The following is a 12,293-nucleotide window of genomic DNA, read 5'->3' on the forward strand; positions in this document are numbered from 1 at the left end:
GCAAAAATCCTTCCTATACTCCCCCTGGCATCCCACATGCCGTCTGCCCAAAAAAATCGCGAAACCTCACATAACAACAACCGAGGTGGCAAATGGTCTGGCAGCAAATCTACGATCCGTTCGCAAGCCCCTGGCTCTCCACCCTCATGGCCGCCGTCCCGGTGGTGGTCATGCTCGCGGCGTTGGCCTTCTTCCATATCAAAGCCCATATCGCCGCGTTGCTAGCCCTGGGCTCGGCGTTGGTGATCTCGATCCTGGCCTTCGACATGCCGGCCAACATGGCCGGCTCGGCGGCGCTCTACGGCGCGGCCAACGGCCTGCTGCCGATCGGCTGGATCGTGCTCAACATCATCTTCCTGCACCGCCTTACCACCGAGAACGGCTCGTTCAAGGTGCTCCAGGGCTCCCTGGCGCGCATTACCGACGATCGCCGCCTGCAGTTGTTGCTGATCGCCTTCTGCTTCGGTGCCTTCTTCGAGGGCGCAGCGGGCTTCGGCACGCCGGTGGCGGTAACCGGCGCGATCCTCATCGGCCTGGGCTTCTCGCCACTGGCGGCCTCAGGCCTGGCGCTGATCGCCAATACCGCGCCGGTGGCCTTCGGCGCGCTGGGCACGCCGATCATCACCTTGGCCAAGGTCACCGGCCTGGACGAAATGGAACTGTCGGCGATGGTCGGCCGGCAACTGCCGTTCTTCTCGGTCATCGTGCCGTTCTGGCTGATCTGGGCGTTCGCCGGGTGGCGCAAGATGCTCGAAGTGTGGCCGGCGATCCTGGTCGCCGGAGTCAGCTTCGCGGTACCCCAGTTCCTGGTCTCCAACTTCCACGGGCCGATGCTGGTGGACGTCATCGCCGCGCTGATCTCCATGGCCTGCCTGACTGCCTTCCTGCGCGTGTGGAAACCGGCCACGGTGCACACCTCGGCAGCGCTGACCGGACGCGTCGACAACTCCAAGGTCGAGGCCGACGACGGCCCCGGCGGCGCGGCGGTCTTTGCCCAGAGCGACCAGCGCAGCGTGCTCAAGGCCTGGATGCCGTGGATCATCCTTACCGTGTTCGTCTTCGCCTGGGGCACCGCCAGCTTCAAGAACCTGTTCGACACCCGCCCGCAGCTCGACCCCACCAGCGGCGCGGCGATGCTCGACCCGCAGGGCAAGCCGCTGCGTGAAGCCAACCCGGTGTTCGCCCCGGTGTTCACCTTCGACGCGATCCACCAGCAGATCGAGAAAATGCCACCGGTGGTGGCCACGCCGAAGAAGGAAGATGCCCAGTACAAGTTCACCTGGTTCACCGCCACGGGCAGCGGCATCTTCCTCGCGGCGATCCTCGGCGGACTGCTGATGGGCTATTCGCCGCTTGGGCTGGCGCGCCAGTATTTGCGCACGCTGTGGGTGGTGCGCTACTCGCTGATCACCATCGTCGCCATGCTCGCGCTGGGCTTCCTCACCCGTTACTCCGGGCTGGATGCGACCATGGGCCTGGCGTTCGCCGCCACCGGCATCTTCTACCCCATGTTCGGCACCCTGCTCGGCTGGCTGGGCGTGGCCCTGACCGGCTCGGACACCGCCTCCAACGTGCTGTTCGGTGGCCTGCAACGGGTCACCGCCGAGCAGCTGGGGCTAAGCCCGATCCTGATGGCCGCGGCCAACAGCTCCGGTGGCGTGATGGGCAAGATGGTCGATGCCCAGTCCATCGTCGTCGCCTCCACCGCCACGCGCTGGTACGGCCATGAGGGCGAGATCCTGCGCTACGTGTTCTTCCATTCGGTGATCCTGGCGATCCTGGTCGGCGCCCTGGTCACCCTGCAAGCCTATGTCGCGCCGTTCACGTCGATGGTGGTCGGCGCCGGCTGAGCCGTGCCCCGGCACCTCGACCAGCCGGTAGGCGCCGATGGCCACCGCGCAGCACAGCGCGGTGGCCATCGGCGTCATCACGAAGTGCGATATGAAAACAGTAAGTTGATACAAATACGCCAGCACGGCAGCAAACAGGCAACTAGGCTATAGCGCTGTTTCAGCCCATTAACACAGTGTGCGTGCGCGAGCGAAAGCCTATGAGACAGACCTTTGCCCTGACCCTGATCGCCTTCGCCAGCCTGGCCCAGGCGGCACCGATGCGCTGGGGCGATGTGCGCGATGGCAGCCTGTACCTGCAACCCAGCCGCGCCGACACACTGCATGTCACCTGGGTACCGGCCTGGCAGACCAGCGCCAACGAAGAGCACCTCTACCTGCTCGACGGCCAGGGCCAGTTGCGGGCCGAGCGCTTCATCCCCGCCAGCGAGGGCCACGGCCTGCAGAACTGGCCGTTACCCGCCAGCCGCAGCAGCTACCGGGTCGAGGTGCCGGGCTACAGTTTCCGCCGCTACCGCTTCGAGCACGACGACAGTACCGTGGCCCTGTTCGAGCCGGCCAAGGTGCATTTCAGCGCTGAAGTCAGCCGCGACGTCGAGCTGTATTTCAAGATTCCTGCTGGCGAACATGCGGTGCTCGGCGGCAAGTACTTCGGCGGTGTTCGCGCCCTGCAGGCGCAGCGCCTGGGCGACGCCAAGGCCTTGGAGCTCAAGCTCACGCCCTACCCCGACTATCCACGCTTCGACCGCCTCGAACTCCCCGTCTCGGCCCAGGACCAGACCTGGCGCCTGCGCCTGCTGGGCAGCGGCAAGGCGGCGTTCTGGCTCGACGGCAGCGCCAATCTGTTCGCCCAGCGCCCGGAACACCTCCAGGCCCTGCGCCAGGAAGATGGCCGCACCGAGCTGACCTTGCACGGCGAGCAGCTCGGCCCCACCCCGCACCTGGGCGTCGCCCTGCCCTACGTGCTGCCGCCGCCAGAAAGCTACGCCGCCCTCGACGCCCTGCAACCCAAGGCCGCCGGCTTCTACAGCTCGGTCGACATCCTTGCCACCCGGCCCCACTACGAGGACGCGTTCCGCCGCTTCTACCAGGAGCGCGGCAAGATCGACCAGAACATCACCCTGCTGGCGGCCAGCGGTCGCAAGGCCGACCTGGCCATCGACCAGCAGAGCTTCAAGGGCCTGGATGCCTGGCTGGCCGGCACCGTGGCCCTGGGCGGCAAGGGGATTCACTACCTGTCGTTCGCCGACGAGCCCAACTACAACTACCCCGACTACGCCACCTACAAGGCTTTTTTCGATGCCATGGACCAGCGCGTTCGCGCCTACCCTGGCGCCCGCGAGGCCGGCGTGCGCATCGCCATGCCAGCCAGTTCGCGCTTCGTCAATGGCCCGTTCACCGCGCAGGGCGCCCAACGCCGTGGCATCGACTGGGCGAAACGCATGCTGCAGGAGTCCGGGCCGCAGATCGACGCCCTGGCCTGGCATGAATGGATGATCCGCGACCTGCTCGCCACCCGGGTGTACCGCGACAGCGTACGGCGCGCCGCCGAGGTGGTCGGCCTGGACGCCAATGGGCGGCCGCGCAAGGCCCTGTTGCTCGACCAGACCAACATCTCCAGCGGCGGCAGTGTCAGCCCCTACGACCAGGAAACCCACTTTGCCTCGCTGTGGTGGGCCTCGGTGGCGATCAACTCGGCGCAGGACGGCTTGCTGGACATGCTCAACTGGTTCCAGGCCGCCGACGACCCTCACCACCTCAAGGGCATGATCCGCATGCCCGCGCCCAACCGTTTCGAACTCAAGCCTGTTGGCCTGGCCCAGCAGTTCATGCAAGCGCACTGGCTGGACCAGGTGCAGCGCCTGGACAACAGCGCCTTCGAGGTCGACGCCCTGGCCATGGCTCGCCAGCAGCAACGCAGCATCCTCGGGGTGAACAAGGGCACGCGCCTGCAGCATGTCAGCCTGAGCGGCACCGCCGGAGCCTGCCCGGCACTGGCCCTGTTCGGCCCCGACAGCCGCAGCCGCACGATGCAGCCAACCTGCAGCGGCGACCGGGTGGCCTTCGAGCTGCCGGGTGAAACCCTGTTCGCCCTGACCTGGCAGGCCCCCTGAGCCGGATTACTGGATGCGGTAGGTGAAGATGTTCTTCACATTGGCCACCGCCACCGCCTGACCGTTGACGACGCGAGGCTGGTAGCGGAAACGCTTGGCCGCCGCCAGCGAAGGCTTGATGAACAACGGGTGGCAGTTGCCGACTACCTGGGGATCGTTGACCCGGCCAGTGGCGTCGACCGTATAGACCACGGTGCACTCGCCTTCGATGCGACGATCCAGCGCCCGTTGCGGGTAATCGGGAGTCTCCTTGGCGATCGGCAGATACTGACGGCTGGCCGCATCGGCCTCGGCGCGGGCTCGGGCCGCAGCAGCCTGACGTTCGGCTTCGGCGTCACGGGCCTGGCGTTCCCGCTCCATGCGCGCCCGCTCGGCCTCGGCCTGCAGTTGCTTGTCCCGGGCCAGTTGTTCGCGACGCTCGACTTCCCGCTGCGCCTGCTCGACCCGTTGCTGCTCGCGCCGCTCCTGCTGTACCCGCTTGCGCGCCAACGCGGCCTCGTCGACCACCGGCGGCGCGGGTGCGGGCTTGGCCACGGGCGTTGGCTCGGCGAGCGCTGGCGGCGTCGCCGCGACTGGCTCGGGTACCGGGATCGGTGCCGGCCGGGGCAACTCGACCAGCTGTGTCTGGATGATCGCCGCCGGCGCCGGCGGCAACACTGGCGCCTGCGACAGGTTGAACAACAGGCAGGCTAGCCCGGCATGCAGGGCCACCGCCGTGCCCAGCGCGGCACCGTGTTCGCGCCAGGCTGGCCAGCGCGGTTGCAGCTGGGGGGGTGCGAAGGTCAGGCTGGTCATGGTCAGGGCGCCTCGGTGATCAGGCCCAGGCGGCTGACGCCACCGCGCTGCAACTCGGCAATCCCGGCGACCACCGCAGCGTAGTCGGTGTGCTGGTCGGCGCGCAGGTACACCTGGGTCTGCGGGTCCTCGGCGACGATGGCGGCGATCTTCTCGCGCATCTGTGCGGTATCCACGGCGCTGTCGGTCTGCGCCGTGGTGTCCACTTCACTGCCGAGGTTCCAGTAGTAGCTGCCATCGGCCTTGACCGACAGGGTCACGATGCGCTGCTGATTGGGCGTGGGCAGCGCCTCGGCAGCCACCTTGGGCAGCTCGATCTGCACGCCCTGCACCAGCATCGGCGCGGTCACCATGAAGATCACCAGCAGTACCAGCATCACGTCGATGTACGGCACTACATTCATTTCGGCCTTGAGGCCGTGCTTGCGGACGGGTTTGACCAGCATCTGCGTTCTCCTCAGGCGGCTGCGGCCAGCGCCGGGTTGGCGCCCTGCAAACGGCGTTGCAGGCGGCCCTGCAGCTCGTTGCCGAAGGCGTAGTAGCGGGTCAACAGTGCCTGGCTGCGCGCGGAGAGCCGGTTGTACGCCATCACCGCCGGGATCGCCGCGAACAGGCCGATGGCGGTAGCGATCAAGGCTTCGGCGATGCCGGGGGCGACGGTGGACAGGGTCGCTTGTTGCACCTGGGACAGGCCGAGGAACGAGTTCATGATCCCCCACACCGTGCCGAACAGGCCGATGTAAGGGCTCACCGAGCCCACCGTGGCGAGGAATGGCAGGCCTTTTTCCAGCCGTTCTTCCTGCTCGGCGATGGCCACCAGCAGGCTGCGCTCGACGCCGTCGAGCACGCTGTCCGCCTGCTGGCCCGGCTGCAGTTGCTGGAAGCTCTGGTAGCCGGCGACGAACAGCTGCTGCAGCCCGGCGTGCGGCGGTGCCGGCTGGCTTTTCAGGTCCTGGTACAGCTGGGCGGCTTCACTGCCGCGGAACTGGCGCAGAAAGGCGCGGCTGTGCGCTTCGGTGCGGCGCAACGCGGTGCCGCGCTGGATGATCAGGTACCAGCTGATCAACGAAGCCAGTACCAGGCACAGCATCACGGCCTGGACCACCAGGCTAGCCTCGCTGACCAGGCCCCAGACGGTGGTGTGTTCGAGCGGAGTTTGAGTTTGCATCGGTAGTGTCCTTCTAGTCGGTGCCGCCATTGGGTTCCATAGTCAATGGCAGCGAGGTTGCGTCTGCATGACAACGCCGGTTTTCTCTTGCGGCTCTCAGTCGATCTTCAGCGCCTTGGCGATATCCGCCCAGGACACGTACTTGTAGTTCTGGTTGCCCTCGGGCAGGCGCTTGCGCCCGTCCTGGACCACTAGCATCCCCTGGGCCCACTGCCCGCCGAGGTTCGCCGAGGTGACGTCCAGGCCATCGGTCTCCGAGGCTCCGTCAATGCCCCGCGCCGCATCCAGGCCCACCTGGAAGCTGCCACGCAGGCGGTACGGTGCCTGGGCCTCGACCACGACATAGCGGTCGTTGCCCTGGCTCGAGATCACCAGGTAATCGCGCTTGGCGCCGTGGTACAGGGCCAGGCCCTCGATGTCGTCCTTGACCGGCCCGCCGACAGCGATCACCTGCTCGAGCTGTGCCGGCGTCTCGGCGCGGGCGTCCAGGCTCCAGACCGCGACGTCTTCCTCGGCCACGAACAGGCGCTGGTTGCGGTCGTCGGCCACGCAGCCCTCGGACTGGGTGCGGGTACTGAAACTGCGCACCAACTCACCCGCGGCCTTGCCTGTGCGGCCATCGAGGCGGTACTGCACGAAGCGTCCATCCTTGTCGTTGGCGATGACGTGTATCGCCCCCGTGGCTTCCTTGAACAGGCACAGGCCGTAGATCGCCTCGAGCGGTGTCGGCACCTGGCCAATGTCGCTGAGGTCGCCGCTGGCCGGGTCGATGGCGAACAAGTGCAGGGTGTTGTGGTCGCGATTGCTGGCCACCGCCAGGTCGACCTGGCGCTCGCCCAGCTGGAAGCCGCTGCGTACATCGACGTTGTTCAGGCGGCCGACGCGCAGGTCTTGCAACTGCTTGCCCTGCAGGTCGTAGGCGAGCAAGCCGCCTTTCTTGTCGGTGCCCAGCACGCGGCTGCGTTGCGGTTCGCTGGGGTTGACCCAGATCGCCGGATCGTCCGCCGCGTCGCCCAGGCTCGGCACGCCGTCGGTCTGTACCTGCGCGCTCAGTTGCACCGGCGCCTGGGCGTTTGCTACAGGCTTGGGCAGCCAGCCCAGGCGTGCCCGGTGGGTGCCCTGGTCATCGGCAAGCAGCAGGTCCAGGCCCTTGTCGCGCACCCGTGCACTGACCCGCTCGGGTTCATCCAGGCCCGGCAGCGGCAACTGGCCGGCTCGCTGCCATTGGCCGTCGTCGCGCTGATACAGGTGCAAGGCGCCTGCGCCAGGGTCCAGTGCCAGCAGTCCACCGGGCACCACGGCCATGCCGGCGGCGGCCTTGGCCAAGCCGCCGAACGGTGCGCGCAAGTCCACCGGTTCGCGCACCAGCGGCGCCTCGGAGCCGGCTTCGTAGCGCCACAGGCCGACGTTCTCTTCGTTCACGTACAGGCTGTGGGTGCTGTCGTCGACCTGGCAGTACTCGCTTTGCGGCGGCAGGCTCAGCGCCCGCACCTGGCGGGCCTCGGCCAACGGCTGGCCGGCCTGGGCCACCAGCCATTGCTCGCCGACACCCTCCTCGCCGACCAGGAACAGAAAATCGTTACGGGCGCTGTCGCGGTACAGGCACAGCCCCTCGATGGCGTAGCGGGTCTTCGGCAGGTACAGCGGCGCGCGCCATTGGCCACCGGCGTCCAGGCGTGCCAGCAGCGCCTGCTGGCGACGCTTGTCGAGCGTGGCGATCAACACCCCGCGGGCGTCGGCCCGATGATCGAGCGCCTCGAAACGCCCGGCCAGCTCGCTGAGCACGCGGCCCTGGGCATCCACCAGTTGCAGCGCCTTGGCCGACAGCTGCACGCGCTCGGCCTGCTTCATGAAGGGCAGCGGCGCCAGCCACTGGGCCGCGGGATTGTCGCTCTGCCCTGGTTGCAGGGTCAGGCTCGGCGCCGCCTGGGCACCACTCTGCGCCAGGGCGATACACAGCCCCAGCATGGACAAGGTAAACATACGCATGGTCAAGCGTTATCCCTGAAGACGATGGATCAGAAATGGGTGAGGGTCAGGCCGAGCTTGTAGGTCGGGCCGTACTCTTCGTATTGGGCGTTGTAGCGGTGGTGGCCGGTGTAGACGTAGTAGGACTCGTCGGTGATGTTCTGCGCCTCGAAGGTCACCTGCAGCTCGGGGGTGATGAAGTAGCCGGCCTTGAAGTCGACATGCAGCGAGTCGTCGACGTACTGGTCGTGGGCCTTGTCGTCGATGGCGCCGACCTCCAGCAGGTAGCCGGACTTGTAGTTGGCGGCCAGGCGCATGTTGAAGCGGTCGTTTTCCCAGCCGACCATGAAGTTGCCGACCGTGTCGGACTGATTGGGCAGGTCGATGTCACGCTTGCCCCCTGGGCCCTTGAGCGTGGCGTCGGACTTGCTGAGGGTGAGGTTGGCGCCCACCAGCACACCGTTCCAGGGCGCTGGCAACCAGTCGAACTTCTGCGAGTAGGCCAGTTCCAGGCCGTAGAGCTTTGCGCCGTCGCCGTTCTCGTAGGTCAGCGCCTCGTCGAAGTCGACCCATTGGCCGCTGCCTGCCAGGTCGGTGCTGTAGATGAAGTGGTCGATGTCCTTGTAGAAAAGGAATGCCGAGGCCACGCCGGCCCGGCCCATGTAGTGCTCGATACCGAAATCCACGTTGCTCGACTCCAGCGGCTTGAGCTCGGGGTTGCCGAACTCGGCGTCGGTGTCGTCGATGACGAAACCGGGCGCCAGCTGGCCGAAGGTCGGGCGCACCACGGTGTTGGTCCAGGCGGCGCGAATGGCGGTCGACGGGGTCAACTGATAGCGCGCGTGCAGGCCAGGCAGCCAGTGGTCGTAGCGGTTGTTGCTGCTGATGCCTTCATAGACGCCGTCGCGCAGCCCGGTGCCCTTGGCCGAGAACTCGGTGCCCTCGTAGCGCAGGCCGGCGATCAGGCGCCAGTCGCCTATGTCGACGGTGTTCATCAGGTAGGCGGCATTGATGTCCTCGCTCATGTCGAAGTCATTGATGCGCGAGGCTTCCTCGTCGTAGAACGCCGCCTTGTCGAGGCTGCCGATCAGGCCCTTGATCGCACTGGCACTGATGCCATTGCCGAAATGGCCCAGGGCGTAGTCGACACTGCCGCTCTGGTAGTCGGCCAGGCTGATGTCGTCGAAGTCGTCATAGACCCAGGTTTCGGTGTCGCTGGTCTTGTCGCGGCGGCTGATCTTGCCACCGAACTTGACCTGGGACGCGTCGGCGAAGTCGTAGTCGCGGGCCAGGTCCAGGCGGATGTTCTTTTCCTGGTCCTTGCCGTCGACTTTCTCCCATTCCACCTCGTCGAGGGTGAAGCGCGCCGGGTCGTAGAAGCCGCTGCCTGCGCTGAGGCGTGGCTTGCTGGTGCCGTCGAAGCCGACATCGTCGAAATCGCCGACGAACTTGGCACCGGCGATGCCGCCCGGGTCGTGTTCGGTGGCCTGGCTGTAGCCGGCCTGGGCACTGACGGTCCACTGGTCGATGATGCGTTCGCCGCCGAGCACGTAGGACTGGATCTCCTGGGTATCCTCGCGCGACTTGATATCGCGCCAGCCTTCGGCCTCGCCACGCGCGCCGGAGGCTTGCGGGTCGGCGAACTCCAGGCCCATGGCATTGCGCGTCTCGGTGTCCTTGAACTTGCTGTAGAGGGTGCGCAGGTAGTAGCTGGAGAAGTCGTCGGGCTGGTAGTCGAAGTTCAGGCCCAGGCCGGTGCGCTCGCGGGTGATCTCGTAGTCGCGGGCTTCGACCTCCTCGAGCCGGGCGCCGTCTTCGAAGTCCCAGTTGCCGCCGGTCTCGACGTTGTCCGAACCGAACTTGCGCTTCTGCCAGCTGAACGCCGCCGCCACGCCGAAGTTGTCGATGCCGTCGCCCAGGCTGAAGCGGTTGCTGGCCGCGCCGGAGAACTTCGGGCTGTTGCGGTCGACGTTGGTGTCGTGGCTAGCTTCGCCGCTGAAGGTGTAGAACAGCCCGTCATGATCGAACGCCGAAAGGCTCTCGACCTCGATGGTGCCGCCCAGAGAGTTGGCGTCCATGTCCGGGGTCAGGCTCTTGACCACCGACAGCGACTGCACCAGCTCGGCCGGCAACACGTCCAGGGCCACCGCCCGGCGGTCGCCCTCGGGGGCCGGCACCAGGGTGCCATTGATGGTCACGCTGTTCAGGTCCGGGGCGATGCCGCGCACGCTGACGAAACGCCCTTCACCCTGGTCGCGCTCGACCGACACCCCGGGAATCCGCTGCAGTGCCTCGGCGGCGTTGTCATCGGGCAGTTGGCCGACGCCGTCGGCATGCACCACGCTCTCGATACTGTCGGAGCGTTTCTGCTCCTGCAGCGCCTTGTCGATGCTGGCGGCCTGGCCGATCACCTCGACCCGCTCCACCGCCTCTTCCTGGCCCCAGGCGGGAGCGGCGGTAATGGCGACGGTCAGCAGGCTGACCCTGAATCCGGCATTGCGGATGTGACGAAACGGCATTGCCACCTTGGAATCCTCGCTTGCAGTGGCCCGGTGACTCCGGGAATGGCTGCGAAAGCTAGAAATTGTGTGTGGCAGTTGCGTGACAGGTTGTTCGCCGCAGGCCCTGAAAATGGCGGTTTCAGGATGTTTCCAGAGGTTTTTGAGCTGATTTGACCCACCCCGGCGACGCAGCCCCTGTAGGAGCGGGTTTACCCGCGAACACCGGCTCCGCCGGTGCCATCCACCGCGTTGGCTTTTTCGCGGGTAAACCCGCTCCTACAGGGGATGGTTGCGCCTGGAAATTGGTATTTTTTTTTCAAAATCACCTGAGCTGAATCGACCCCCCACCCAGTCACCGAACCGTCATCTGGCTTTGTTTCCTTTGCGCCCCATCACGCCTTTCGGGCCTACCGAGGAAACCCCATGTATCGCCCCCTGCTGCTCGCCACCCTGCTCTGCGCCGCCCTGCCCCTGGCTGCGGCGCAGCCCGAAGCCCAGCCACTGCCACGTTCGGCGGGCCTGCCCTATGCCGCCAAGGGCCTGGCAGATCGAATCGTGCTCACTCCCGGTCAGAACGCCGCCACGCAGATGGCGGTCAGCTTCCGCACCGACCTGGCCCAGGCCGACGCCGTGTTGGAACTCGGCCCTGCCCTCGCTGGCCCGTCGCTGGCCGCCAAGGCCAGCCAGGTGGCCGGCAGCACCCAGCGCCTGGACAGCGACAACGGCCCCGCCTACTACCACCAGGTCCGCCTGGAGCACCTGCAGCCCGATACCGCCTACGTGTACCGGGTCAAGGGCAGCGCCGGCTGGAGCGAGTGGCACCAGTTCCGCACGGCCAAGGCGACCTTCGCGCCGTTCACCTTCGTCTACCTCGGCGATACCCAGAACGACATCCTCGCCATCGCCTCGCGCACCATCCGCCAGGCCTTGCGCAGCGTGGCGCACCCGGCGCTGGTGGTGCACGCCGGCGACCTGGTGGCCTCGCGCGACGACCTCGCCCACGATGACGAATGGGGCGAGTGGAACCAGGCCGGCGGTTGGTCGTACGCGGCCATCCCGCAGTTGCCGGCGTTCGGCAACCACGAGTACCTCGAAACACTCAACCCCGACGGCAGCGAAAGCCGCAGCCTCAGCCCCCATGTGCCGGCGCAGTTCGCCCTGCCGCGCAACGGCGCCCCCGGCGCCCAGGCCACCAGCTACTTCAGCGACTACCAGAACGTGCGCTTCGTGGTGCTCGACGGCACCTCGGCCCTCGACCTCGGCACCCTGCCAGCGCAAACCCGCTGGCTGCAACAGACGCTCGCCAGCAGCAAGGCACACTGGAACATCGTGGTGATGCACCAACCGGTCTATACCTGCGCCCGACCAGAAGACACCGAGGTACTCAAGGCCGCCTGGCAACCCCTGCTCGAGCGCTACAAGGTCGACCTGGTGCTGCAGGGCCACGACCACTGCTACAGCCGCTTGACCCACGCCGAGGGTCGCGCCGCCACCGAAGCGGCGCAACGCGGCAAGCGCGCCATCGGCCCGGTGTACATGGTGTCGGTCACCGGCTCGAAGATGTACGGCCTCAATGACCGCGCACATCGCCAGCCCGATCGCATCGCCGAAGACACCCAGCTGTACCAGACCGTCGAGGTCGGGCAGGACAGCCTGCGGGTGCGCGCCTACTCGGCCGACGACCGCCTCTACGACGCTTTCGACATCCAGCGCGACGCCGAGGGCCGCAAGTTCCTCCAGGCGCCGAAACTGGCGCTGGCCGAAGAGCGCTTCTGCCGCGAGGCCACAGGGCCCGACGGCCTGCCCTGCACCACGCGCGGCAAGTGAACGTCATCGGATTGAGATAAACGCCCGGCATGCTGCGCACACCTCCGGTGCTTGCGCAGGCAGCCCTGCC

The 12,293-nt window shown here is 66.8% G+C and carries 8 protein-coding genes; 3 read left to right on the forward strand and 5 right to left on the reverse strand.

Features of this window, described 5'->3' with window-relative positions; translation table 11 throughout:
• The first annotated feature begins 92 nt into the window (after nt 1-92).
• Together IAE37_RS18615 and IAE37_RS18620 are read left to right on the forward strand one after the other, a co-directional pair.
• The gene (locus IAE37_RS18615) at nt 93-1,850 is read left to right on the forward strand and encodes an L-lactate permease (protein WP_201175871.1); all 1,758 of its coding nucleotides are present in this window, start codon (nt 93-95) and stop codon (nt 1,848-1,850) included.
• A 200-nt stretch (nt 1,851-2,050) separates the two neighbouring features.
• Complete coding sequence (locus tag IAE37_RS18620; protein ID WP_201175872.1) at nt 2,051-3,964, forward strand: hypothetical protein; 1,914 nt, start codon at nt 2,051-2,053, stop codon at nt 3,962-3,964.
• Between the two features lie 6 nt (nt 3,965-3,970).
• On the opposite strand, the gene IAE37_RS18625 is transcribed toward IAE37_RS18620, so the two are convergent.
• The 5 genes from IAE37_RS18625 to IAE37_RS18645 form a co-directional block, all read right to left on the reverse strand.
• The gene (locus IAE37_RS18625) at nt 3,971-4,759 is read right to left on the reverse strand and encodes a TonB family protein (RefSeq protein ID WP_201175874.1); all 789 of its coding nucleotides are present in this window, start codon (nt 4,757-4,759) and stop codon (nt 3,971-3,973) included.
• A gap of 2 nt (nt 4,760-4,761) precedes the next feature.
• Nucleotides 4,762-5,205, reverse strand: coding sequence for a protein TolR (gene tolR, locus IAE37_RS18630; RefSeq protein ID WP_201175876.1), 444 nt, complete (start codon nt 5,203-5,205; stop codon nt 4,762-4,764).
• An 11-nt stretch (nt 5,206-5,216) separates the two neighbouring features.
• Nucleotides 5,217-5,927 carry a protein TolQ gene (tolQ, locus tag IAE37_RS18635; protein ID WP_201175878.1) on the reverse strand — a complete coding sequence of 237 codons (711 nt, stop codon included), beginning with the start codon at nt 5,925-5,927 and terminating at the stop codon, nt 5,217-5,219.
• Nucleotides 5,928-6,023: 96 nt separating this feature from the next.
• On the reverse strand, nt 6,024-7,916 hold the full coding sequence (locus IAE37_RS18640; RefSeq protein WP_201175880.1) for a phytase: 1,893 nt from the start codon (nt 7,914-7,916) through the stop codon (nt 6,024-6,026).
• Nucleotides 7,917-7,945: 29 nt separating this feature from the next.
• A complete protein-coding gene (locus tag IAE37_RS18645; RefSeq protein WP_201175882.1) occupies nt 7,946-10,414 on the reverse strand; it encodes a TonB-dependent receptor in 2,469 nt (822 codons plus the stop codon).
• 405 nt (nt 10,415-10,819) lie between these two features.
• Between IAE37_RS18645 and IAE37_RS18650 the strand changes: the two genes are divergently transcribed.
• Complete coding sequence (locus tag IAE37_RS18650) at nt 10,820-12,223, forward strand: purple acid phosphatase family protein (protein WP_201175884.1); 1,404 nt, start codon at nt 10,820-10,822, stop codon at nt 12,221-12,223.
• The last annotated feature ends 70 nt before the right edge of the window (nt 12,224-12,293 follow it).

Source organism: Pseudomonas sp. S31 (assembly GCF_016648105.1).
Lineage (GTDB): Bacteria > Pseudomonadota > Gammaproteobacteria > Pseudomonadales > Pseudomonadaceae > Aquipseudomonas.